A 23,594-nucleotide genomic window follows, 5' to 3' on the forward strand; every position below is an offset into this window, starting at 1 on the left:
TTAACACTCCTTCAAAATTGACAATATCTCTTTGATATCTCCATCGATACATAATGACTTTCTTCTGATTTCTTCTGGTGCCCATGCCTCATTTAGATTGATACACACATAAAATGATTTTTTCCACTGGCTTGTCATTTCCCAGAATGGATACTTGATAATGACCGGTGTATTTCCACCCACACCGAGCTCCAGAAACAGTATCTTTTCGTTTTTATTTTTAGCCAAATAATGATTATATCTTTGTGCTGCTTCCTCCCAATTTTCATCCTCTACAAAATATTGGTCACAGCGAAGATTGACTTCCATATTTCCTCCACAGACAGGACATTTTGGTACGAGAGATGATGGAATTTTGCAGTCTGATTGCTCTTTTATCATTTCGCGCACGATTTTTTCATTATCATATAATTTTTTATGGCAGGCTTTCGCACATTGAAAAAGACCATAATCCCCTTGTGTTGCAAATATTCTTTCTGGATCAAAACCGCATAACTGAAATTGATGATCCACATTGGTAGTCAAAACAAAGTAGTCCTTCTCTCTTATTAACTCCAATAAATCCAAATATGGTTTTCCTTTTTCTACGTCATACCTGTTCAAATAAATATGCCTACTCCAATACGCCCACTTTTCTTCCTGTGTTAGAAATGGATAAAAACCTGCTGAGTACATATCTTTCAGCCCATATCGTTGAATGAAAGGAGCAAAATTCTCTTCAAATCTTTTGCCGCCATAAGTAAATCCTGCTGCTGTAGAAAGTCCGGAACCGGCACCAATGACAATATGTTCTGCAGAATCAATTCGTTCTTTCAAGGCATGAATTTTCTCATCCAATGTAAGATTTTGTTTTAATTTCCATTTGCTCATATTCACAGCCTCCTTTCAATGGCTCCAAAGGGACAAACATCGTAACAATTCCCACAGTGCAGACAGTTTTCCTGATGGATCATAACAGGTTTTACGCTAATATCTATACACTTCTGAGGGCAGTTAGCGTAGCATATTTTGCATCCACGACATTTATTTGTTATAAAATATCCCTTTTGGCTTACTTTGCCATTGCCGATTGAAAATGTATCCCGAAAAATCGGCACAGAAGACAAATCGAAAAACTCGCCTTCTCCTTCATAAAGCCAAAACACCTCAAGTGCGGCTCTGCTTTTTTCTGTTGGATATATTTCTTCCATGTATGAATTTTCTCTAAACACTTCATCTAAACGGCTTTGCCCAATATTTTTAATTTTTCCTTGTACCGTAATGGATTTTTTGCTCAGAGAATCTTTTCCATTTGTCATGGCACTGATAGAAACATATTTTTGTGCCATCAGCTGATGATAAAATGCTTTTCCTTTAGCAGTAATAAAATAAATACCCGCTTCATCTGCAAGCATAATATCAATCGCCCTTGTGCAAGGCAGTCCGTTTTCATCGATAGTTGCAAAAACAGCAGAATGTATTTCATTTTTTAACATATTCAAGTAATCTATTGTTCTCATTTTTTCATCTCCATAAATTCGTTGACAGATTTTATCCCAATAGTATAATTAAGTATATACATCCAATTTGATACTATTGAATAAACATAAGAAATAAGGGACGTGATTTTATGACAAAAGAAGCACCCGAATGCCCGGTAGAAATGACATTACAGCTTATCGGAAATAAGTGGAAAGTACTGATTATCCGCGATCTTCTGGAAGGAACAAAACGTTTTAATGAACTGATGCATTCTGTAACAGGGATTACACAGAAAGTTCTGACCAGCAATCTTCGTTCTATGGAAGAAGCAGGTCTTTTAACGAGAAAAGTATATCCCGAAGTTCCTCCAAGGGTAGAATACACACTTACGGAAACCGGCTATAGTTTAAAGCCTATTTTAGACTCTATGTTTATGTGGGGTACTGAATATAAAAAGAAATTTGTATAATTTATAAAACACAGCAGTTAATTTTTCTGCTGTGTTTTATATTTTTCTCCCCATTCAGCCATTGCTAAAATCACTGGTTTCAAACTTTCCCCTAACTCTGTAGGCAAAATACCATTCTCACAAGTGATTAATCCGTTTTTCCATAAAGTATCCAAAGTTTTTTGATATGTTTTTTCTGACATTGCCGTCATTTTTTGCAATTCACTGCTTTCCAAAACGCCCAAGAGTATATATCCCAATAGAATGATACACTCTCTGTCTTTTAAAAACAGCAAGGTTGTTTCAACAGGGCATTTCGGTAAATTTTGATATTCTATATCATTCATTTCATTCCTCTTATATTTATAAGGGCAGCATAGTCACTATACTGCCCTTTCTTAGTATCAGCACTGGTATGTTCTTGGCGGATTCCCAGAAAAATCAGCAATGACTGCTTTTGCATCCTCCAGATAAAAGACTTCAAAAATGGGGTTATCCGCTGTTTTGTACTGTCCTTTCACAATAGGATTTGCCATACAGCTTTCTTTTACTTCCATGTTATTTTCAAATACCGCTTTGCCGCTGAGTCTGATCCAAGCGTATTCAGGGCTGGAAACAGAAACCTCAATATATGGATTTTCCTGCATATCTTTATACACTTCTTTTGTATGATTGGTACAAAACCATAATTTTCCGTCTTTCTCAAAACAGAACATAAATGGTCTGCATTTTGCCTTTCCATCTCTGCCCACTGTAGCAAGATACTGTACTGGATTTGCCTGTAAAAATTCTACAACTTCTTTCATATTCTTTACCTCCTAAAGATTAAAATTAAAATTTACCGTTTTCATTTGCCCATGTGGAAGGATCTGCAATGGTTTCCATTACATCCCAGTGCTCAGCAATCTTACCGTCTTCAACTCTCCAAAGGTCATAATAGCTGGTCGGAGCACCGCCGAAAGTACCTTCACTAACTGCCAAAACATAATTACCTTGTGCAAGAACCATGTGTGTTTCGTCATAAATCATTTCGATTCCCTGTTCAGCAAGAGCTGCCAAGGCTTCATTTAATCCAGAAACACCATCTGCAATACCAGTATTATGCTGAATGTAAGTATCACCATCAAAGTACTCTGGAGTTTTTTCAAGATTATTCCCCTGCATTACATCATAAAGGAAGTTTTTCACGAGAGTTCTGTTTTCCTCTGTTTTATCCAAATCTTTTAACTCCATTGCACCATCGATCTGCGTATGTCCTGAAGGATTTGGCTCAGCTAATGAAGCGAGGTTGTCCCAATGTTCCGCAATTTTTCCATTTTCGTCAAATCTGAAAATATCAAAAGCTACCTGTTCTCCAGCACCTGCAAAATTATAAACTGTCTGCAGGAATACATAATCTCCATCTTCAAAGGCACGAATATTATTTACCGTTGTTTCTTCTGGTGCGGAAGCAAGATAACGAATAGAATCTTTAAATGCTTCTCTTCCGGTGCCATATGCCAGATTGTGCTGAATATATCCTTCCGCCATTAATTCATCAGCTACAGTTGTATCTCCGCTTGCAAAGCTGTTAATCAAAGCAATGGCTTTTTCTGTATGGCTCATTTCTGCTTCTTCGTTATTTCCTGTAACATACTGACGAATGAATCCTGTTGAAACCATCGTTCTGTTATTTACAATTGTCGTTTCTGCGTTTATTTCCTGTCCATCAACGACCACTTTTCCACTTCCAACAGTAAAGCTGATTGTTTTTCCATCAACCTCAGCGGTCACGCTTCTGTTTTGGCTATTCCATACGACTGTGCCGCCTTTCTCTTCAACTGCTTTTCGAAATTTCACAGTGGTATCAGCAAATGCTGTACTGGCAGTAAATGCACTGATTAGTGCAGCTGTTAAAATAACAGTGTTCTTTTTCATTTTCTTTTCCTCCTTAAAAAATATTGCTGATTTTTTGCGTTTCTTTTTTCTTACAGGTTCATCATAATAGAAAGAAAAGAATAAGAAAAGTACGCACTTTCAAGTGCTATGGTTACCGCAATGATACTATTGGGCAGTTTCTAAAAGGATACCTTTTTGAGATTTCAATGATTTCAGAGCATTTGCGCTCAAATAAAATTTTTTCATTATTTTTGTTAAATCCCAAGAATATTCCAGATATAAGTTGGTGCTGTAATGGCAAACACTAGACCAAAGAACAGGATTGCCACTGGCGCGAAATCAAATTCGCCATGTTTTTTGTAATCAAAGTAAGCCATAGCTAATTTGACAAAAAGCAGGATCGCCAGCACACAGTCCACCACCGGGAATATCACATTATTGGTTACGGTTTTGATCTGACCAGCTGCTGTCTTCCATGTGCTTTCAATGGCTGTGGAAACCTGACCACTGTCCGGTGCCGCAAATACTGGCGGTGCGAAGAAGATCACTGCCATAAGCACAACCATTGTCAGCAAAAATACTCTTTTCCATCTTACTGCCATTGTTCTTCTCTCCTTTCGTAGAAAAGGGGCAGTCTTCCGACTGCCCCAGAAATCATATTTTTAATAACCTGTTTTGGGAAGCGTTACTGGCGGTGTATTCACAGTCCACACCGTTGTGTTCCAGCTGGTCTTTGCGCTTTCCCATTCATTGCCGTATCTTCCGCCAACATCTGCTCTATTGACAATGCGGTAGTCTTTCGGCATATTCGGCATCACCTGACAGAAGACAGACATATTTTCAAGCATCTTAAAACCAGGGCTTGCCTGTGGAAATTCCAGACGCACATCTGTTACATATTCCCCATTTGCCAATCCAAGTACATTTGGATAGAGGCTATATTCATAGCTGTTCTTTGTCAGAAGATTTTCCGCAAGCACACGATAATCCCTGTAGTTTGTTTTATAAGTGATCTTATAATACATTCTTTCAGAATATGTGCCTGTGACGATCTTCAAAGCTCTTGTGGCATCTGTTGGAATCCTGTCATGAATATAGAAGTTTTCCAAAGTGCCGGAGGAGCCGTTCTGCACTTCATAAATGTCATACTGGATGGTCTGTCCAGGAGATGCGGCATTTGGTCCTTTTTTCTGAACGGTCAAGTTCAAAGAAATGCTGCTGTTCAGCACTTCAAATCTGACGATATCACCGTTGTGCCTGATTTCTGCCAAAAGTGTTTTATCATTCAAAGCGTAATATCTTGGTGCGGATACTTCTTTGATGGTGTAGACACCTACAGGCAATCCCTTAGATGCGGCAACACCATTGCTGCCAGAAGAAATCTTATCTACCAAATTTCCTGTGGTATTATAGATTTCAAATACCGCGCCGGACAATGGAGAACCAGCGGGAAGACCTGTCAGTTCATTGAATTCAGAAGAGCGTTTTGTAATGACGATCTGACCGACTTCTGGTGTATTCTCCCACTCGATTTCTATTGTTCTGCCTTTCTGCACATAGAATGTTTTCTCGCTGTTGTCAGAGATATATCCTTCTGCAGGCTCTAATTCTCTGAGTTTGTACTTGCCTTCTGGCAATTCTTTTCTGATCCAGATATAGCCTTCGTCATCTGTTTCAAACTGACCGATTGGTTCATTGTCACTGTCATATAACAGGAATTTCACTCCTGGAATACCTTCTCCTGTGACAGAGTCGATTTTATGGATCAATACAGAAGACATTGGATCATTCTCCACTTTTAATGTCGTTCTCTTGCCGTCTTTGATTTCCACTTCTTTGGCTTCGCTGTCAAGTTTGTATCCTTTGGCTTCTTTTGTTTCCTTTACCAAGTATGTGCCTTCTTCCAGACCTTCAATGACAATCAAACCAGATTTATCTGTTTCATAGTATCCGATCTGCTCACCGTTGAATTTTGTCACAAGGAATTCTACACCTTCGATAGGATCGCCGGTCCTGCTGTTGGTTTTCTCAATGACCAAACCGGAATATGGCTGATTTTCCACTTCCACAATAGTCTGCTTTCCAGACTTAACCTCAACGGTTTTCGGTTCTTTGTCCCAGTAATAATTCTCCAAACCTTCTGTTTCTGTTACAGTATAGTAACCGTCCTCAAGGTCTGAAATATAAATCATACCTTCTTTATCTGTTTTGAAAGTTCCGATTTTTTCGCCATTCATTTTTGCGATGGCAAAAGATACACCCTCCAACGGTTCCCCTGTTTCAGAATCGGTTTTCACGATTTTGATTCCTGAAAGCGGTTTGTTTTCAAATGTTACCACTGTTGGCACATTCGTTTTTACCTCCACTGTTTTTGGTGTTTCGTCCATGATGTAGCCTTCCGGCGCTTTTGTTTCTCTTACCACATACCAATCCGGATCAAGTGTCGGAAGCAGAATGGTACCGGTATTATCTGTGGTATATTCACCTACGTGTTCCCCGTTTTGTTTCTCCACGAAGAATTTTGCTCCAACAAGCGGTTCACCGCTGATGGAATCCACCTTTTTAATGACAAGAGAAGTCATCTTTTTATTGGTGAACTCCAATGTATAAGTTTTGCCATAATCCAGCGCAATGGTTTTGGACTGCTCCTCCAGCACATAGCCATCCGGCGCCTTTACTTCTTCTACGATATAACTGCCTTTGGCAAGATCAGAAATCGTAATGGAGCCATTGCTGTCTGTGGTAAAGATGCCATTGTTTCTTCCAATGACATCGCCTTTGGATGTTGTTACCTTAAACTGCGCACCAGACAATGGATTACCGCTATCTGCGTCTTTCTTCAAAATCACGAGAGAGCACATAGGCTGGTTCTGGAAATGCACTTTGTATGTAGCACCATCTGTACCAATTTCAATGGTCTGCGGTTTTGTATCGCAGGCATATCCTTCTGGTGCAATGCGCTCAGTTACTACATAACTGCCTAGTTTCAGATTTGGAATCAGGATTTCGCCATCGCTGTTTGTAGTATACATACCGTTACTATTGCCAACCACCGTTCCATCACCTGTTGTTACTTGGAAAGTGGCATTGGATAATGGTTTATTGGTCAAGGCATCCACTTTTGTGATGAGCAGAGAGCCGTAAGGATAGTTTCGGAATACTACTTCCACAACAGATGTTCCGTCTGCTTTCATATTGACTGTCTGCATATCTGTTTCTGCGATGATGTAGTTATTTGGTGCTTTTGTTTCTCTGACCGCATAAGCACCTGCTTCCAATCCAGTGATAACAATAACACCGGAATGATCAGTTGTTGCCGTGCAGATCAGTTTGCCATTCTGACCACTTGTTTCCCCTGTGATTCTGAATACTTCAAAGGTTGCACCATCCAGCATTTCACCTGTATTGGCGTCAGCTTTCTTGATGACCAAACTATTCAGTGGATAGTTGACAATGCCGTCTACGACTTCATAATCATTCCCACTTGTGATTTCAATACCGTCGGTCGTTGTACCGCCGTCTGCGCCACCAGTGCCACCACCTGCGATATTATCATCCTTCAGATAAGAGTTATCGCCAGGGTTCAGATAAATACGAGTTACAGGGTTTGTCGGTTTCTGGAATCCCTGTGCCGGAATGGTTTCTGTTACGATATACCAGCCAGGTTCTACATACGGCAGTTTGATTCTGCCATTTTCATCGGTCTTGAATGTACCGACTGTTGTAATTGCACCATCGTCTTCCTCATGCTCGATCTTGAATGTGGTGTTTGGAATACCCTTGTTGGTTGTATAATCTGTTTTCTCGATGATCAATGTAGGGTATTTGATGTTTTCAAACATTAGTGTTTTTTGATCGCCTGCTTCCAGTTTGACTCTTTGCGGTGTACTGTTCAAAATATAGGGTTTCGGCGTAGAAATTTCTGTGATCTCATAAGTACCTGCTTTCAGCCAAGGAATCACAATCGTACCATTTTCATCGGTAGTCACTGTTGTGGGCTGTACGCTGGTATCATCCACTTCTTTGACTTCATACACAACACCCGCAATCGGCTCTTTGGTTACAGAGTCGATTTTCTTGATTGTCAGTTCTGGCAGCTTGATATTGTCTACCTTTACGACGATTTCACCATCGCCAGGTTTGGCAACGATCACTCTGTCAGGGCTTATTTTATCAGATAACATATATCCAGGAGGTGGATTCAGTTCTTTGACCACATAAGTACCGGGTTTGAGATAGCCGGATGTAAATTTACCGTTTTCGTCAGTCATACCCTCTACTACAGGACGTGCGGTGTCTGCCTGCTCATAAATAGCAAACTGCGCGCCAGGCAATTTTTCTCCTGTTTCTTCATCGTATTTTTCAACGGTGATGCTGGGCATTTCAAGGTTTGCAAATAACAAGGACTTGTTATCACCTGCATTCAGTCTGATATCCTGATGTTCGCCTGTCAGTACATAAGGCTCTGGTACAAAAACTTCTGTTACGGTATAAACATCGGGATCGAGGTATCCAAGTTCGCCACCGTCCATACCAACTGTTACTTTACCATCTGCACCTGTTGTTACGGTACCGATCAAAGTTCCGTCGGATTTCTTAATTTCAAACTTGGTTCCTGGTACTGCATCACCTGTCTGTCCGTCGATCTTTTCGATGGTAAGCACAGGTTTTTTCAGATTTTTCATAACCACCTGAATATTCTTGTCTTTGCCAAGATATACGGTCTGAGGGCAATCACCCAATGCGTATCCTTTAGGTGCAGTTACTTCTGTGATTTTATATGTATCAACAGGTACATTTTTCAGTGTAGCAACACCATTTTCTGTTGTGACTGTGGTTGTGTAGCTGCCATCTACCTGTTCTACTTTGAAAGTAGCTGGATCAGTAATGACTTCGCCTGTCTGCTGGTCGATCTTGGTGATAGTCAAGCCTGGAAATTTACTATTCAAAAATTTTAATCCGGCAGCCTGTCCATTTCTTACGGTTACATATTGAGGTGTCTGATCCAAGATATATCCTTCTACAGTGGATACTTCTCTGACAAGATAGGTACCGTCTGGTACATCTTGCCATGTGATTTTTCCTTCTGCATCGGTTTTGCCTGTTGCTCTCCATGCACCTTTTCCATCGATCTGCATGATTTCATACTGCACGCCAGGAATAGGTTCACCTGTTTCTGCATCTTCTTTTTCTGTCACCACAATATGCGGCGGATAATCACGAAATGTTGCCGTTGCTGTTTGATCCGGCTCTACCGTAATGACCAAAGTGGTTGGCTCAGTCAGCTGATATCTATTATTGGTAGAGCGTTCTACTACCGTATAGGTACCAGACTCCGTAATATTCGGTTCCCAAATACCAGATTCATCTGTGGTACCTGTATCAATTAAATGCCCCTGTGCATTATAACAATCGAATGTTACACCTGCCAAAGGGGTTGCATTATCTGTGGCATCCAGCTTGATGACTTTTAGTTTGCCATCACCCGGATTACCAGGAATATCTGATACTCCAATTACCATTTTGTCATTAATAGTAATGGGCTGGTTCGGCATCCCAATTTCCATATCCTGTACTTTGCCATCCAAGCCATTCAAAGGTTTGCCAATCAAGATAACATTGGAATACAGATTTGCCGAAATCTTTACATTTGCTTCCACACTGCCACCAACAGGGACAGAAGTCTTGGGAATACGGATCGCAAATGTTTCATCACCTTTGAACTGTGTTTTTTCGATGCCGTCTTCACCTGTGATGATTGTTCCAACTGGATAATCGCCAGTCAATTCGACTTTATACTTCGTGATTTTCTTTCCAGAATTACTTGTTTCCTGCACTTGAAAGCGTTGTACAAAGTAGTTTTCTTCTTCCACTGGTTCTTCATCTACTTTAATTGTGCCATATACCGCAGCTTTTACTGGTTCTGGATTATTCAAGGCTAGATCAACCAGTTTGTTAAATAAAGCTGTCACCTGTGGTTTATCGGGTGCATTCCATTTTCCTCGGTCTGTGTACTGCGATACACCAATCACGCACCAAATGGCTGCCTTTGTAGCAGCATAGGCTTCTTCTTCACTGTTTACACCTAATTCCTGATACGTTTTATATGGAATGCTGTTATTGATGATGGCGGCAATTTTTTCATTTGTTTCTGCGCCAGCCACATTCAAGTCATACTTTCCAGCAAAGTATTCTCCAGAACCAGCCTTATTGGGATCAACACAAAATGCTGGATTTTTATTGCCTTCCTCGTCATACCACCACGCAGAGGAATGTAATACATTCCTTCCATCATATTTTATATCATTGATATCCTTGCCTTTAACAACAGTAATTTTGGTGATATCACTGCCTTCTTCTGCAGCGCGAACCGTTGACAAGGAGATTGTTGGAATGGCAATGAGCATCGCCAGCAAAAAAGCAATGATTCTTCTTGTTTTACACATTTAGGTTCCCTCCTTATTGATTTTTGGCATTAAAAAAGAGATACAATTGATTTTTGTATCTCTTTTTTGCCTGCACTATTCACTTCTATTTGTTATCTTGCAAATATCTGTATGCAATAACTGCCATATTCAGAGCCTATATTGTAGTTGTAAGCAACTCCAATATAGTTATAATTTGGATTCAAAATATTTTCTCGATGTCCTTCCGAGTTCATCCACGAGCTGACTATATATTCTGCTGTGCTTTTGCCTGCACTGCCATTTTCTCCTACATAACTACCGGAATACCCAGCTTCTTGTGCCGCAGTTATATATTTGCTGCCATCTGGTCTTGTATGTGAAAAACTTTCTCCCATTTCTTTGACTCGCACATCCGCAGCTTTCATTAGAGAATCATCCAGCTTAAGTGGATTCAATCCTGCCTTTTCTCGTTCAGCGTTAGTAATATCTATCAGTAGATGCAATCGGCTTTGTAAAGATAGCTGAATGTTCTATTTGGAATGTGCCATCTACAACCGTATCTCCGTAATATGTGAACCATTCAAATTCCCAGCCCATTTTTTCTGCCACATCTCTGATTGGAACCATGATACGACCATCAATATTCACTGGCTGCTGATCCTCAAAATTGACCTTTTCCCCATCAACTGTAACTGTGATCTGGTCAGCAGCGAAAGCACTTGGTGCTGTACCTAATACCATTGTGGCTGCCAATATGGCTGCTAATCGTTTTTTCATATTTTTCACGCTCCTTTTTCTTTTTCACTGCATTTTGAATCAATTGGAAACCGTATACTCTGTCAAAGTCTTTCTATATTTATTTCGCCTCCTTCCCCTTGTTTTCCTTTCAATATCATTTATATTGGAAAACCATTTACACTGCAAGCAAAAGATTATTTCTGCACTGCCTGCACGCAAAGACGCTGATCGCCTACATCTTCCACACAGGTGATCAATGTCAGACGGTTGTCACTGGTGTACTGAAGTTTTGACCAGTCCGTATCGGCAATCTTTGTAATGGATTTTACCACATAGGTTCTTGTGCCAAGTTTTGTGCTATAGGTCATTTCATCGCCAATATCCAGTTTTTTCAGTTTTCCAAAGTAGTCATTGGTACCTCTGTTATGTCCTACCAAACCGATATTTCCATTCCAGCAGGAAGTGGAAGCCAAATGTCCCACACCTTTTTTCATCGCTGTGAAGGTATCACCGTCATAGGCAGTTACCGTCAGCCCAATTTCTGGAATCTTCAATACGCCAATACTCCCATCGCTGTTTCGCACCTGCTCAATGGTTGTTAAGGGATACTGCAGAACTTCGTCATATACCTGTTCCGGAATCTCATTTGTCACATAGCCGTCAGAGGAAATATTCGCCGTATAGCTTCCACTGGTCCCCCCGCCATAGGCTGTACCTGTAATCAGACTGTTTGGACTTTGGGTATAAGGATTGATTGGTGCATTGGTTGGTGCGTATGTAGTGTTGTTAATGGATGGTGCATTTGGCTCCACCACATTTGCCCCATACTCTGAATCATAGACTGTCTGCGGTGATACATCATAAATATCCCTGAGATAATCCGGTATCTCCCCTTGGATGTTGATATTGGATTTTCCCACAATAACAAACTCCTCTTGATTCTCTGTTTTGTAATTGTAGCTCAAATCCGAGTCAAGAGCATAAGCTGGCACGCAGAAAAGAGCTCCGCAAATCATAGGGAAAACCATTACTGTTTTTATAATGCTTGGGACAGAAATTTTAAACTTTTTCACTCTATTCCGCATCCAACACACCTCCCAAATCCAGTTCAAATCGATATTCTCCTTTTTTCTCATTGACTCTGTGCTTTACTGTCATGTCTTTATAGGTCACACTGATGTTCCTGCCGAAAAGCGCCTTTGTTGTTTTCTTGTCCAGCACAAACTGGAATACATTGCTTTGAATCAAGTCCTCAAACTCATTCAAATCAATTACAGGCTGCTTTGGATTGACATTTTGTCTTCCGATGCAGATATACTCTTTGTCAATGAGATTATACACATCCGCCCCTTGCCTGTTTTTCAGATAAAGCAAAAGCATGGCAATGGCACAGCCCAAAAGCAGTACCGAAATAATACCTGTTACTGCTTTTAATACTGGCGGCATTCCATTTTCCACCAGCTTTCCTGCGTAAGTAATGGTAAAGGTTGCCGTATCTGCCGTTGTCTTTGTTACATTGCCTTTGTACCTTGCTGTGGACACATAGCCCGTAGGCACCTGCGAGCTGAATGTTTTGGAATAAGTGGCTACTGCCTTATACTCTGTGGGTACCAAAGTATCTCCGGCAAGGGATGTTCCCATAACGGTCCAGCTGACATTGGTCAATGGCAATGTATATCCGTCTTTTACTGTTGACTGGGAAACGTAAGAAGGATCGGCATACATCAAACCTGGGTATTCCTTTGTGGCAGACACCGTATAGTTCTTAGTGGTATAGCCTGCAACCTCTGTAACGATACTGCCGGTATCCAGTGTCAATGTACCTTGATATCCGTCTTTATCATAAGGTTTTATGGCTGGAAAGAGTTTGATGACTTCTTCCAGATTTTTAGAACTGCCTTCTGCCTTGGCGTCTTCTGTAACTTCTTTGGTGTCCTTATTCTCATTGATCTGTTTATCCGTAGTGATATAGCTGAACAAGAAGTCTTCCAATACAAAGTCTTCTTCCACCAGCTGTTTCTGTGGTGTATCTGTCGGCAGATCATAAACCTTTATCAGATATTCCACACCGTCTATGTTCTTCCTTTCCACGGAAATGGGTACAGGCAAAGAACTGTCAGTAGCTGATGCTTCCTGCACAGATGCTTCTTGAGCAGACACCCCAGTTTCTGTAGGAGCAGCCGCAGCCGATACAGGCAGAAGCAGTGATACTGCCGCAATCAGACATAAGATTGCTTTTTTCATACGGATTCCCTCCTTTCTTCTAATTCTTTCCTTTTCTCCTCAAGTACCATGCGTTCTATGGTCAGGTCATCGGGGAGAACATGAAAATCAGTAAAAAGTTCTGTTTTTTTCCTCTGGCAGTCATCAGAAAAATCCTTTGTTTTCTGATACTGCCTCAATGCTTTTTCAATGTCCATGTTTGTCACCCCTTTTCAAAACAAAAAGCGAAGGACTTCGTCCAATACTTCATCCAATGACTTTCCTTCGCTTAACAACTGCTTGATTCTATTTTTGATCTGATCTCGTTCTTTTTCCGCATCCTCCTTTTCTTTTTGGAAATCTGCCTGCAGCACCTCCACAGGATTCTCCGCAGTCACTTCAGCCTTATTGATTAAAATGATCCCGCCCCTTCCGGTTATCTGCACCACATCATCCTCATGGATTCCAACGAATCTTCTAAGTGCCACAGGCAGATAAATCAACCCCTTCGCACTGACCGTTTTAAAACAATTGATTGTCATATCAATACCTCCTTTTTATAACAGTGTCAGCTGTTTTGGCTGACTGTTTAATCTCAGATTTGGATCGTAATTTGTAATCACAAGTTCTTTGAACATACCTCCTGGTGTATATTTCTGTGCTATGCTGTTGAGTCTTTCAAAAGGCGTGATATAAAAATCTTTATACAACTCACGGATAAACGCACAATCATTGTATGAAAGCATAAAAAATCCTTCTATCTTCCCCAGCACTTCACGGAGCAGATAATGCAGTTCCAATGTAAACAGCTCCTCATACTGCTTTTCTGTTCCATAGTACGGAGGATCAAGATAAAAAAAAGTCATTGGACTGTCATACAAAGCGATGATGACCTCAAAACTTTTATTCTGTATGATCACGCCTTTGCCCGGATTTCCGCCAGCCATCAAAATCTCACTGTCACTCTTCACGCCGTTTTCATTCAGCCTGCGGTTGGCAAGCCATATGGTGCGGTATGTCTGGGCGATATTTACCGGCTGACCATTGAAGCTGTTTCCACCTGCCGCATAGCTGTAGCGGATCAGCTTATAAAATGTAGCTGCTCTCCTCACATCGCCCAGTTCAGCCTGTGTTGTGATCAGTTCTTTATACTCCCGAAAATCTATAGGGGAAAGACAAATCTTTGCCAGTGCCATTTCTTCTGTCTGATATGGCAGTGAAAAATCTTGCTTTCTATGCCAGTCCAGCATCAGATCAAACTCGGCTCTGCTGTTCAGCGGCAAAAAGCCAAGCTCTTTTACAAAGCTCATGGGCTTATGCTTTACTACATGGAACATATTGGTCAGATTGGAATTGGCATCGTTATACACCTCGAACCTTTCCGGCTTTTTGGCGAAAAGAACCCAACCAGCACCACCGAATACTTCTACATATTTATCATAATGCGGTGGGAAACGTGCAATGAGGAACTCACGCATCAATCGTTTTCCACCAATCCATGGAATCATACTGTTTACCATATTTCATCGCCTCACTTCTATGAGCCTTTATCCATCTCTGTCACTCCTTCCTGTTACAGCTTCATTTCATAATCATCACTTTGGTCATTTTCTTCGTTTGATTCTTGGCTGAATTGATTTACATTATCAGCGGAAGTATCTTCCACATACGCACCTTGAATGAGTTTCCCCTGATGTGTCTGCATATGTTCCCTGCCGATTTTTGCGTAATCCAGATATGGCAAAACTTCATCGGGAAATGAAACATCAAAAAGTTCATTTTCTACCAAAAACTCACCTAACTGTCTTTCATTTTGGATGCCGTTTACCACACAGACTTCCGAAAGATGGTCCATCAGGTCGATCATTTCTTTTACTGTTCTCGGCTCTTTTAATGGAAGCGTCAAGCCATATACACGCTGCATTTCCTCTGGCAGCTTATCAAACCTGCAGAATAGCTCGTTGAGCTGAAATACATCCATTTCTTCTTTTGGCAGTTTTTCAAGTATTTCTCCTATGGTATATGTTTTTTCATTTTCGCAATAAACTCCATAAACCGTATGCCCACAGCTTTCAGGTAATTTATTGTCTACAAAAAAACCTTTCAAACCAATTCTGCCGCATGGGAAATAGACGGTCATATACCTTTCTCTGTCTTCCACGTTTTTTCTTTTAAATTCCGCGTAACCAAGAGCTTTTTCTCTTTCTTCCTCGCTCAAGTTCGGCGGATAGCAGCTGTACCAGTTTTCTGTATACTGCCAGAAATAACTAATATCCTGATAGTTCTGATATATGATTCGATTTTTCGGCTCTTTGGCTGCAATATGCTCTAATCGTTTCCAAAACCTGTCTTCTGCTTGTGGTCCGCCGCCATGCTCTGCTAAATCCTTGATGCTTTCCTGCAGTGCTTGTTCCACATCTTTTCTTAACTGATTTTGCTGTTTCTTATCTGGAAGCTGTATGCCTTCCACAATTCTTTTCTGCATTTGCTTTATCACTTCATTCAACGGCTGCACCTCCTTTGCAATTTTTTCTGCCTGCGTCAAATCTCATAAATGGCTTCTTCGAGACTTTTGGGCTGCTTATCTTTTAATTTCTCTCGATAAAGCATCAATTCATCTTCTGGCAATGCGGAAAGAAGACCGGCAAAAACATTCAGTTCAAAAATATTGACTCTGCTGATTTCCAAAGAACACAAAAACTCCTGCGCTTCTTCCACATCACACTCTACATCTGAAATCTCGCAGTCATCCAATGATTCCATTTCTGTTTTCTCAAGGGCAATCCAGATTTCATTTTCTTCTACCGGAAGCACCAATCTGACACAGATGTCTTTTTCCTCTTTTACCAACTTTTCACTTGCCACATACAAACGAATCATATAATATTCCTCCTTATAATAAGTAATAAAAAAAACAGACCCTCTGTCTGTTCTCAGCTTTGAATATGCTGCTGTGCTTGATCTTCAAAAACTTCTTCTGTCAGAATCATATATTCCTCTGGAACATTCACTCCGTCATAATAACCATATCTTTCCTGCTCCTTGTGACTATCACAGATACAACCATTCTCATCGACTTGCATCATGCCAGCGTCTTTCGAATGTTTCATGGTATAAAGATAAAGCTGTCCCACCTTGTTATAGTCCACAAATGATTTCATATCTTCTGGAATCACAAAAAGATTGTTCTTTACAAGGTGTTCTCCCAATTCCTGATTGTTTCGAATTGCAGGATCATAAGATACTTTGTCGAAACCATAAGATAGATTGATCATGTCAGCAGCACTTTGAGGCTGATGCATTTCCAATAAATCACAATACAGCTCATCCTGGTCTTCCTCAAACAATTCCTCAAGTCTTGCTGCCAGATAGTTCAGCTCATTCAGATCAGCTTTGTCCCATTCCTGATATTCTCCACAGCTCCATGCGTAAAGCTCATGGATTCTGAAATCACCGATCAAAAGATCGTCCATATCTCTAACGCCAGCTGCTTCCAAATATCGTTTCATGGTTTCTGCATCTGCAGGAAGTCTGAGAGAAACATCCACCTCATTTTTCTTTTCAAAAAGTTGTTTACTGCAAAAAGTCACTTGAATCATATTTATTTTTCCCCTTTCCAATATTCCGCTATTTTTTCGCCTATGGCTCGTACCACAGGCACTGTGACTGCGTTTCCGATCTGCTTATACAGCTGTGCGTCTGAACATACGCTGGCTGCTCTTTCAAAATATGCATCCGGTACCCCTTGCAGACGAAATGTTTCCAATGGTGTCAGTCTTCGGATACGGGAATCCAAAAGGATTCCATGAATATCAGATGCCGTAAGTGTAAACATTTCCTCGTCTTCTTCTTTGATTCTCCTTCCGTTTTGTCTTGTCTTTTCTTTTCCTGGGTTCAGCAAAGCTCTTGGCAGTCTGCTTTCCAAAATGCCTGTCCTATGCTGTCGGCATCCCAAGCCCTTTCCATAGCTTGCGTCAATGGTGCCGCTGTATGGTTTTGTCACAAGACCGCTTTGCTCATCCTTTGCAACAAAGTATAAACCTGTTTTTGCGCCTAATCCTCCTGTTCCAGAAGTGATAGTTGGTGAAACACCTCCTGTGTCATAGATCCTGCTTCCCTGCGGACCTCCAATAATCTGTGCAGGAGCTGTCTTGCCTGGACTTCTGAGAGGAAATATTTTTCCGGTACTTCTTCCTGTAAGATCTCCGATAATGTACACACGCTCTCTGCTTTGGGGTACACCGTAGTCTTTGGAATTGACAAGCGCGTATTCCACACCGTACCCCAATGCGGCCAGTTCACATAGAACAATGGCAAAATCCCAGCCTCCGCCAGAGGAAAAGATTCCCTTAACATTTTCAAGGATAAGCCATCTGGGTTTATGGTAACCTCGTTCTCTGAGGAGTCGAACAAACTCAAAAAACAAGCCAGTTCGTTCTCCGTATAATCCTCTCCTTTCCCCCGCCATTGAGACATCCTGGCAAGGGAATCCGCCTGTCCAAAGATCGACATCTGGTAGGCTTTGGGCACTGACTTTGGTGATGTCTTCTTCAAACCACTCTCCCTCCTTTATGCGGTGCATCGCCTGATAGCTCATATTGGCATATTTGTCTATCTCACAATGCCCTTTGCAGGTCCAGCCTGCCTGCTCCAGTCCCAAACAGAACAACCCGATCCCAGCAAAAAAATCCAAAAAATACATACACATTTCTCCTTTCGCTGTCTTTTCTTTTCATGCTGTTGACGTTTCCTTTTTTCTGAGGTAACATACAACAACCTGTAAGACGGCAGTGAAAAGAGAGCTTTCTGCTCCGATTCGGTTTGTCTTATGGGCTTGTTTTCAGAATCTTAAAACGGAAACAAGGCGGATTGCTCCGCCTTGTTTCTTTGCTTATAACTGCATATCCATATCAGTTTCTTCTATTTCATCGGCATCACCACCTTTCATGTTTTCTTCTGCTTCATGGGTAAGCTGTTGTTTTCGAATACTGTTGGCAAATAAATCCAACAAGCCGCTGTGGGTATGGATCGTATATTCCGGTTTGGGGTTGTCTTCGCCTTGGTTCATTTGGCTCTGCAATGCCCAGGTCTTATTCTCTTTGCTGATCCTTCCATCGTTAAGCTTTTGCTGGATGTTATAAGCAACAACATATTTGACTCGCTCCATGCCATAGGTTTTGATAAGTTCTTTCTCAAAGCCTGTATGGTAATGAAAACCATCGAAATGACTGTTGATGGCTTTTCCAATGTCTTCAGCACACTGTGTATTGGCTTTATGGGATGCTTTTTCCATATGGATTACCTCCCGTAAATCTGATCAGAGCGTCTGTGATACTTTACTTTTTTATTAGGTTGGACTCTGCTCTCCGGCGGAAGTTTTTTCGCTGGTCGCTGTTTATTCTTCTGGGGATACTTTCTTTTCATTTCCTTCTCCTTTCTGACATAAAAAAAGAACATGAATGTTCATGTTCCCGCCATCACGTTTTTATAACTGTGGTTCTTCCATATTTTCTTCCAAAGCTTCTGATAACTGAAGCAAGTGATCTGGTTCCACAATCACCTCCCATTCATTTCTTCCTTTAAATAGCGCTAAAATATGTTCCTTTGAAATTTCCGCCTCATAAACAGTACCGTTTTCTCCAAATCGATTGGCAAACCATTGGGCAACCTTTTGATCCAGTGTCCAAGACAAGGCTTTGACCTTGCCTGCATTATATGAAGTCACGCCTCGATAAACCGATACTGTTTCCGGCAGGCTTCGCAGTGTTTCTATTTCATCTTCTGTCATCATCTCCTCCTGTTTTGATTTACGGAACAGATCCAGCAGTTCTTTCTGCTTGAAGTTGGGATCAAGATTAGGTGCTTCTGTCCGAATCCAGATGTCTGCAAGCATTTTGGAAAAATCTTCTCTGGACAAGTATGGTTCCGCATATTTTAAAAAAGCAAGCAGATAAGATTTTGTCATGAGGTCAGTATTTTTGCTTCGCAAAAACGGCTTCGCCGCCGGATTTCTTTCCGGTACGAGGTGGTATACCCCAAACACATCTTCCGCAGTATCGATCTGCTTTTCCACTTGTTCTTTCCATAGGGTAAATGCCTTTGTGTCTTCCATAATATTGGCAAAGGCAATTTCGCCGTCAGTCTGCGACAGACAAACCATCGCTGAATCTGTAAACGGATGCTTGATGACCAACGGCGAAAACTTTGTTTCTTCTATCTTCATGTGCAGGAATACTTTGGCGGTATCTTTGATTCCTCTTAAGTCTGTTATTTTTCGCATTTTCTCACCTTACCACAATGCCACATTTCTTTCTTTTTTGATTTGTTCAACCAAAGCATCGAATCCTCCTGCTTCTTCAGCATATTTTGTAAAAACACACTCCACCATTTCTCTCGAAAATCCAAGTTCTTCATAAAGCAAAAGCAGATCCTCTGGTAACCTGCCAAGCACACTTGTTGGCTTTATAATGATGCATCCCTTTTGAAGAATGATATCTACCAATTCATTAGGATTGATCTCTGCATTCTCCAGCATTTCATCTGTGATTTCAATAGGATCACTTGGGGTTCTGTAAATAATTGTTTTTTCACTTGGTTCTGTCTTCATATTTTTCATAACTGTACATCCTCCTTATTCAAATGTGTAAAATTCAATTACTGCCGTTTCTTCTATTTCTTCTTTTGTAAACTCTTGTGGTTCATAAAAAATTTTTGTGTATGTGTCCAACTCCTCCTCACTCAATGATGTCAGGTTTCCTTCTTCATCACTGCCGCAAACAAAAAAATCGCCAACGATGATATCGCTGCCGATTCTCCTATTACCTTCCAATCCAATTAATTTTCCCTCATCATTTAATAGGATGCATACATTGTCATCTAATCCTACGATGTCAATATATCCTCCCACTGCTTCTTGCATTGCTTCCAATGTATTTTTCAGCATATAGACTTCAGGATGTTCATGTGGCTTTACTTTTAATACTTTTATGACGCTTTCCTTCATGTTTCTCACCTCCTTAAAAATTTTTTAAATTTTTTTCAAAAAAGGGTTGTAATTTTGAAAATCGCTTTTTCGTTAAGTTCTGAAAACTGAAAAAGGCAGTGAGATTTTTTTTCATCTCACTGCCCGAAAATCGTTTTTTAACTCCAAAAACGCTATGTCATCTATAAAATTGGATTTTTTGGGGCTTTGAAAACCGCCCTCAAAAACCGCTGGAAGCCTTGATTTTACTAGCTTTGCGGCTATGTCATCTATTTTGATCACTCGTCCCATCATTATTTGATAAAAATTATGACTAAAGAATCTAGATGTCCCTTGGTATAGTAATATAAATTTATTTCTTAATTCTTTATAACCTCCGTTACTTACTTTAGCAACCAAATAATAACTACAATTTAATCTTTTAAAATAACACATTTATTTCCACGGGAAGAAAATACAGTTTCAAATTGTTGCATGCTATATTGTATTTCACCACAAATTGGATCAGCAATAGTTCCTGCTTCTTCGTCATACCCAATCAAAACAGCTCCATGGTCATTGGTACTCCATTCAACATATTCACCTAATTGTGTATACCACCCTTTTGTCTCACCGCGTATAGCCATTTCAAGCATCACCCAAACAACAACTGGTGTTTTATTTTCAATAAACTGATATAATTCATCAAATGATACGCCTGAAATATCAATGGCATGTAATGAGCTACCTTGTGCCTTTAGATAATCATTTGCAGCTTTGCAGATTGCTTCTGTCCCACAAATATATCCTCCAACAGTTCCTGGATCACCAACAAAATATTCATTCAAGTCTGGTCCACATAAGCGGTTTTCTTCATCATAATAAAAAGATGCTGAAGCAATAGGAAGGTAGTTATATGCTAAATCTGTTTTTTCAGCCGGAAAACCATAATATTCCAACACCATAGTTAATGCAGTAATTTCACATCCTGTAGGAAGCTCGGGCATTTGATTTACAATTGGGAAATCATCAATTTTTGCATATTTCGCATTTTCTTTCTGTGTATTTCTAGAATCTTCAAAAACATCTATATTTTCGGAATATATTTTCTCATTAATATTTTCTGTCTGTAAAGCATTCATTTGATGCTGTTGCGAAGCTTTTTGGATACCTCCTGTCAAAAACACACACAATAAGCATATGATGAATAAATAAAATTTTTTCATAGGGATTCTCCTTATTATCACATATTTATTGCTTGATGAGAATTCCATATAAAATCAATAAACATCAATAAAGAAAAATAATATAACTTTCATATTCAGCCTATCAATATACTAAATGAAATTCTTATCAACCATTTTCTTTTTGTATATCGTTTTATCAAAAATAGGATAATATATATGCAAACCAATGTCCAATACCTATTTTTCATTCAACAAAATGCCTATTAAGCATGTCTAAATCTATTCATATTGTCTTCGCAGAACAAAAATAGAGGAGACGGAATTTTAACCTATTCTCCTCCACTGAATAATTTATGCTGAAATTTGCAAGTAAAACTTGATTTTTTGCTTATTTGTATTATTTAAGTTACTTCAGCAAAAAACAGTAGTTGCACCATTTTTATAAAATAACGTTCATTGACATTTACAACTTATTTTAGTTTCATATATTCCTCATCTGTCACTGCTTCACACCATTCATTGCTGGTTTCATCTCCAGGCACTTCTATTGCCAAATGGGAAAACCAACTATCTGACGATGCACCGTGCCAATGTTTAACCTCTGGCGGAATAACAACTACATCGCCTGAATGCAGCTTTTGTGCAAGTTTACCCCATTCCTGATACCATCCACATCCAGCAGTACAAAGTAAAATCTGTCCGCCACCTTTTTTTGCATGGTGAATATGCCAATTATTGCGGCATCCTGGCTCAAATGTTACATTTCCAATGGCAACACCTTCTGTAGTGAGCATTTTTAAGTAGCTCTGCCCAATAAAATATTGGCTAAATGGATTGATTTCTCCTATATCAAAAATTGTATCAATTAAAGGTTTTTCCATAATATACTCTCCTTTTTAAATAACATTTTCATTAACGATATGATTTTTCAAAAATAGATACACAATCTGCATCAGAAAGAGTAACAGGATCACAGGCAAATAACCCTCCCATTGTTTCGCGTGCATTTTGTGTCAAAGTCATAAATTCATTTGGATTTAATCCATAATCTGACATTTTAAGCTCCGATACACCACACTGTTTCTGTAAATCATATAGTGCTGCAATAAAATCCATTGGTTCTTTTGCATCTTTTTTACCTAAAGCCTGTGCCATGCGAATAAAACGTTCGTCACAGGTGTGTTTTTCAATAAAATGAGTAAAATAAGCTTTTGATATCATAATAAGTCCAGCACCATGAGGAAGATTATGATGATAAGCACTCATGGCGTGTTCCATAGAATGCTCACTTGTGCATGCACTTATGGTCATTACAACACCGGAAAGTGTATTGGCAAAAGCCACATGCTCTCGCGCTTCCATATCTGAACCATCTTTTACTGCTCGAGGCAAGTAAGTACCAATATTTTCAATTGCTGTTATTGCATACATATCACTCATTGTGTTTGCAGCTTTAGATATATAACACTCAACACTATGAAACAATGCATCAAAGCCCTGATATGCAGTAAATTCAGGTGGAACAGATCTCATCAGCTCAGGATCAATAACAGCAATTTGGGGAAATAGTGAATCATATCCTCCAAATCCTATCTTTTCATTTGTATCTTCATTGGAAATGACGCCCCATTGGTCCACTTCGCTGCCTGTTCCTGCAGTAGTAGTAATAGCCACAACAGGAAGCGGTTCGTTTTGAAGCACTCTTCCTTTTCCTGTTCCACCTGATATGTAATCCCATAAATCGCCGTCATTTGTTGCCATAGCCGCGATTGCCTTTGCAGCATCCATCACACTGCCGCCTCCAATGGCTACAACAAAGTCACAGCCATTTTCTTTTGCACAAGCTGCTCCTGCCATTACTGTAGACCTAAGCGGATTTGACATAATTTGGTCAAATATAACCATATCTATGCAAGATTGCTGTAACAGCTCTTTTGTTTTATCCAAAGAGCCATTTTTTCTAGCCGATTTTCCGTTAGAAATTACAATCAATGCTTTTTTTCCTGGCATTTTTTCCAAATGAAGATTGGAAATCTGTCCTTTTCCAAATAAAATCTTTGTAGGTACATACATTTGAAAACTCATTTTGAAACCTCCTGATCATTTCATTTTAAATTTATAAAAACAGTGCCTCGATACCTTTCTCATAAAGGAATTGTTTTCATATACTTTGCCGGATTTCCGCCAACAATGGTATTTGGTGCCACATCTTTTGTCACTACACTTCCTGCGGCAATCACAGCATTTTTTCCAATTTTAGTATCAAGCCCAAAATATGTATAAAAGGGCGGTAGCAGCAGAATTGTTTGGTC

General features: G+C 40.0%; 26 protein-coding genes and 1 pseudogene. 1 reads left to right on the forward strand and 26 read right to left on the reverse strand.

Translation table 11 applies throughout. The features are described from left to right. Together NE664_03310 and NE664_03315 are read right to left on the reverse strand one after the other, a co-directional pair. Positions 1–870, reverse strand: coding sequence for a Sir2 silent information regulator family NAD-dependent deacetylase (locus NE664_03310; GenBank protein MCQ4725690.1), 870 nt, complete (start codon positions 868–870; stop codon positions 1–3). A 2-nt stretch (positions 871–872) separates the two neighbouring features. Beyond that, complete coding sequence (locus NE664_03315) at positions 873–1,499, reverse strand: 4Fe-4S binding protein (protein MCQ4725691.1); 627 nt, start codon at positions 1,497–1,499, stop codon at positions 873–875. A 110-nt stretch (positions 1,500–1,609) separates the two neighbouring features. Here NE664_03315 and NE664_03320 point away from each other — a divergent pair, with 110 nt between their 5' ends. Beyond that, complete coding sequence (locus tag NE664_03320; protein MCQ4725692.1) at positions 1,610–1,930, forward strand: helix-turn-helix transcriptional regulator; 321 nt, start codon at positions 1,610–1,612, stop codon at positions 1,928–1,930. A 17-nt stretch (positions 1,931–1,947) separates the two neighbouring features. Here the strand turns inward: NE664_03320 and NE664_03325 are convergent, their stop codons facing one another. The 24 genes and pseudogenes from NE664_03325 to NE664_03440 form a co-directional block, all read right to left on the reverse strand. After that, entirely contained in the window at positions 1,948–2,256 is a 309-nt protein-coding gene (locus NE664_03325; protein ID MCQ4725693.1) for a winged helix-turn-helix transcriptional regulator, read from the reverse strand. Between the two features lie 57 nt (positions 2,257–2,313). Beyond that, entirely contained in the window at positions 2,314–2,715 is a 402-nt protein-coding gene (locus NE664_03330) for a pyridoxamine 5'-phosphate oxidase family protein (protein ID MCQ4725694.1), read from the reverse strand. 25 nt (positions 2,716–2,740) lie between these two features. Next, on the reverse strand, positions 2,741–3,826 hold the full coding sequence (locus NE664_03335; protein MCQ4725695.1) for a nuclear transport factor 2 family protein: 1,086 nt from the start codon (positions 3,824–3,826) through the stop codon (positions 2,741–2,743). Positions 3,827–4,041: 215 nt separating this feature from the next. After that, positions 4,042–4,389 carry a DUF3852 domain-containing protein gene (locus NE664_03340; protein MCQ4725696.1) on the reverse strand — a complete coding sequence of 116 codons (348 nt, stop codon included), beginning with the start codon at positions 4,387–4,389 and terminating at the stop codon, positions 4,042–4,044. Between the two features lie 60 nt (positions 4,390–4,449). Next, positions 4,450–10,233, reverse strand: a complete 5,784-nt coding sequence (locus NE664_03345) for a SpaA isopeptide-forming pilin-related protein (GenBank protein ID MCQ4725697.1) — start codon at positions 10,231–10,233, stop codon at positions 4,450–4,452. Between the two features lie 92 nt (positions 10,234–10,325). Next, the gene (locus NE664_03350) at positions 10,326–10,649 is read right to left on the reverse strand and encodes a CAP domain-containing protein (GenBank protein MCQ4725698.1); all 324 of its coding nucleotides are present in this window, start codon (positions 10,647–10,649) and stop codon (positions 10,326–10,328) included. 22 nt (positions 10,650–10,671) lie between these two features. Continuing rightward, on the reverse strand, positions 10,672–10,971 hold the full coding sequence (locus NE664_03355; GenBank protein ID MCQ4725699.1) for a stalk domain-containing protein: 300 nt from the start codon (positions 10,969–10,971) through the stop codon (positions 10,672–10,674). Positions 10,972–11,126: 155 nt separating this feature from the next. After that, a complete protein-coding gene (locus tag NE664_03360; GenBank protein ID MCQ4725700.1) occupies positions 11,127–12,017 on the reverse strand; it encodes a class D sortase in 891 nt (296 codons plus the stop codon). Further along, positions 12,007–13,071 carry a hypothetical protein gene (locus NE664_03365; protein MCQ4725701.1) on the reverse strand — a complete coding sequence of 355 codons (1,065 nt, stop codon included), beginning with the start codon at positions 13,069–13,071 and terminating at the stop codon, positions 12,007–12,009. The genes NE664_03360 and NE664_03365 overlap by 11 nt, the downstream gene beginning before the upstream one ends. 101 nt (positions 13,072–13,172) lie before the next feature. After that, on the reverse strand, positions 13,173–13,352 hold the full coding sequence (locus NE664_03370) for a hypothetical protein (protein MCQ4725702.1): 180 nt from the start codon (positions 13,350–13,352) through the stop codon (positions 13,173–13,175). Positions 13,353–13,367: 15 nt separating this feature from the next. After that, positions 13,368–13,676: a hypothetical protein gene (locus tag NE664_03375; protein MCQ4725703.1), complete on the reverse strand. Its 309-nt coding sequence runs from the start codon at positions 13,674–13,676 to the stop codon at positions 13,368–13,370. Positions 13,677–13,691: 15 nt separating this feature from the next. Further along, the gene (locus NE664_03380) at positions 13,692–14,654 is read right to left on the reverse strand and encodes a DNA adenine methylase (protein MCQ4725704.1); all 963 of its coding nucleotides are present in this window, start codon (positions 14,652–14,654) and stop codon (positions 13,692–13,694) included. 53 nt (positions 14,655–14,707) lie between these two features. Further along, on the reverse strand, positions 14,708–15,631 hold the full coding sequence (locus NE664_03385) for a hypothetical protein (protein MCQ4725705.1): 924 nt from the start codon (positions 15,629–15,631) through the stop codon (positions 14,708–14,710). Between the two features lie 44 nt (positions 15,632–15,675). Next, positions 15,676–16,014 carry a hypothetical protein gene (locus tag NE664_03390; protein ID MCQ4725706.1) on the reverse strand — a complete coding sequence of 113 codons (339 nt, stop codon included), beginning with the start codon at positions 16,012–16,014 and terminating at the stop codon, positions 15,676–15,678. Between the two features lie 53 nt (positions 16,015–16,067). Continuing rightward, positions 16,068–16,733, reverse strand: coding sequence for an antirestriction protein ArdA (locus NE664_03395; protein MCQ4725707.1), 666 nt, complete (start codon positions 16,731–16,733; stop codon positions 16,068–16,070). Between the two features lie 2 nt (positions 16,734–16,735). Continuing rightward, on the reverse strand, positions 16,736–17,836 hold the full coding sequence (gene dcm / locus NE664_03400) for a DNA (cytosine-5-)-methyltransferase (protein ID MCQ4725708.1): 1,101 nt from the start codon (positions 17,834–17,836) through the stop codon (positions 16,736–16,738). Between the two features lie 189 nt (positions 17,837–18,025). Beyond that, positions 18,026–18,427 (reverse strand): DUF3849 domain-containing protein, encoded by a 402-nt coding sequence (locus tag NE664_03405; protein ID MCQ4725709.1) that lies wholly within the window; start codon positions 18,425–18,427, stop codon positions 18,026–18,028. A gap of 192 nt (positions 18,428–18,619) precedes the next feature. Further along, positions 18,620–19,414 (reverse strand): hypothetical protein, encoded by a 795-nt coding sequence (locus NE664_03410; GenBank protein MCQ4725710.1) that lies wholly within the window; start codon positions 19,412–19,414, stop codon positions 18,620–18,622. A 9-nt stretch (positions 19,415–19,423) separates the two neighbouring features. Then, positions 19,424–19,750: a hypothetical protein gene (locus tag NE664_03415; protein MCQ4725711.1), complete on the reverse strand. Its 327-nt coding sequence runs from the start codon at positions 19,748–19,750 to the stop codon at positions 19,424–19,426. A gap of 15 nt (positions 19,751–19,765) precedes the next feature. Further along, positions 19,766–20,137 carry a DUF3846 domain-containing protein gene (locus NE664_03420; protein MCQ4725712.1) on the reverse strand — a complete coding sequence of 124 codons (372 nt, stop codon included), beginning with the start codon at positions 20,135–20,137 and terminating at the stop codon, positions 19,766–19,768. A gap of 392 nt (positions 20,138–20,529) precedes the next feature. After that, positions 20,530–21,321 carry a C39 family peptidase gene (locus NE664_03425; GenBank protein MCQ4725713.1) on the reverse strand — a complete coding sequence of 264 codons (792 nt, stop codon included), beginning with the start codon at positions 21,319–21,321 and terminating at the stop codon, positions 20,530–20,532. Between the two features lie 431 nt (positions 21,322–21,752). Beyond that, positions 21,753–22,163 carry a cupin domain-containing protein gene (locus tag NE664_03430; protein ID MCQ4725714.1) on the reverse strand — a complete coding sequence of 137 codons (411 nt, stop codon included), beginning with the start codon at positions 22,161–22,163 and terminating at the stop codon, positions 21,753–21,755. A gap of 31 nt (positions 22,164–22,194) precedes the next feature. Continuing rightward, a complete protein-coding gene (locus tag NE664_03435; GenBank protein MCQ4725715.1) occupies positions 22,195–23,367 on the reverse strand; it encodes an iron-containing alcohol dehydrogenase in 1,173 nt (390 codons plus the stop codon). Between the two features lie 59 nt (positions 23,368–23,426). Continuing rightward, positions 23,427–23,540 (reverse strand): annotated as a pseudogene (locus NE664_03440) (acetyltransferase). Between the last annotated feature and the right edge of the window lie 54 nt (positions 23,541–23,594).

The organism is Anaerotignum faecicola (genome assembly GCA_024460105.1).
Lineage (GTDB): Bacteria > Bacillota > Clostridia > Lachnospirales > Anaerotignaceae > JANFXS01.

Excerpts from the sequence above, each read along its gene's own strand:
- NE664_03405 (MCQ4725709.1), bottom strand. The coding sequence starts at position 18,427 with ATGGAAAAAGCATCCCATAAAGCCAATACACAGTGTGCTGAAGACATT.
- NE664_03380 (MCQ4725704.1), bottom strand. The coding sequence starts at position 14,654 with ATGGTAAACAGTATGATTCCATGGATTGGTGGAAAACGATTGATGCGT.
- NE664_03375 (MCQ4725703.1), bottom strand. The coding sequence starts at position 13,676 with ATGACAATCAATTGTTTTAAAACGGTCAGTGCGAAGGGGTTGATTTAT.
- NE664_03435 (MCQ4725715.1), bottom strand. The coding sequence starts at position 23,367 with ATGAGTTTTCAAATGTATGTACCTACAAAGATTTTATTTGGAAAAGGA.
- NE664_03395 (MCQ4725707.1), bottom strand. The coding sequence starts at position 16,733 with ATGATTCAAGTGACTTTTTGCAGTAAACAACTTTTTGAAAAGAAAAAT.
- NE664_03410 (MCQ4725710.1), bottom strand. The coding sequence starts at position 19,414 with ATGCGAAAAATAACAGACTTAAGAGGAATCAAAGATACCGCCAAAGTA.
- NE664_03330 (MCQ4725694.1), bottom strand. The coding sequence starts at position 2,715 with ATGAAAGAAGTTGTAGAATTTTTACAGGCAAATCCAGTACAGTATCTT.
- NE664_03320 (MCQ4725692.1), top strand. The coding sequence starts at position 1,610 with ATGACAAAAGAAGCACCCGAATGCCCGGTAGAAATGACATTACAGCTT.
- NE664_03315 (MCQ4725691.1), bottom strand. The coding sequence starts at position 1,499 with ATGAGAACAATAGATTACTTGAATATGTTAAAAAATGAAATACATTCT.
- NE664_03370 (MCQ4725702.1), bottom strand. The coding sequence starts at position 13,352 with ATGGACATTGAAAAAGCATTGAGGCAGTATCAGAAAACAAAGGATTTT.
- NE664_03335 (MCQ4725695.1), bottom strand. The coding sequence starts at position 3,826 with ATGAAAAAGAACACTGTTATTTTAACAGCTGCACTAATCAGTGCATTT.
- NE664_03415 (MCQ4725711.1), bottom strand. The coding sequence starts at position 19,750 with ATGAAAAATATGAAGACAGAACCAAGTGAAAAAACAATTATTTACAGA.
- dcm (MCQ4725708.1), bottom strand. The coding sequence starts at position 17,836 with ATGTATTTTTTGGATTTTTTTGCTGGGATCGGGTTGTTCTGTTTGGGA.
- NE664_03325 (MCQ4725693.1), bottom strand. The coding sequence starts at position 2,256 with ATGAATGATATAGAATATCAAAATTTACCGAAATGCCCTGTTGAAACA.
- NE664_03360 (MCQ4725700.1), bottom strand. The coding sequence starts at position 12,017 with ATGCGGAATAGAGTGAAAAAGTTTAAAATTTCTGTCCCAAGCATTATA.
- NE664_03420 (MCQ4725712.1), bottom strand. The coding sequence starts at position 20,137 with ATGAAGGAAAGCGTCATAAAAGTATTAAAAGTAAAGCCACATGAACAT.
- NE664_03390 (MCQ4725706.1), bottom strand. The coding sequence starts at position 16,014 with ATGATTCGTTTGTATGTGGCAAGTGAAAAGTTGGTAAAAGAGGAAAAA.
- NE664_03345 (MCQ4725697.1), bottom strand. The coding sequence starts at position 10,233 with ATGTGTAAAACAAGAAGAATCATTGCTTTTTTGCTGGCGATGCTCATT.
- NE664_03340 (MCQ4725696.1), bottom strand. The coding sequence starts at position 4,389 with ATGGCAGTAAGATGGAAAAGAGTATTTTTGCTGACAATGGTTGTGCTT.
- NE664_03310 (MCQ4725690.1), bottom strand. The coding sequence starts at position 870 with ATGAGCAAATGGAAATTAAAACAAAATCTTACATTGGATGAGAAAATT.
- NE664_03430 (MCQ4725714.1), bottom strand. The coding sequence starts at position 22,163 with ATGGAAAAACCTTTAATTGATACAATTTTTGATATAGGAGAAATCAAT.
- NE664_03355 (MCQ4725699.1), bottom strand. The coding sequence starts at position 10,971 with ATGAAAAAACGATTAGCAGCCATATTGGCAGCCACAATGGTATTAGGT.
- NE664_03425 (MCQ4725713.1), bottom strand. The coding sequence starts at position 21,321 with ATGAAAAAATTTTATTTATTCATCATATGCTTATTGTGTGTGTTTTTG.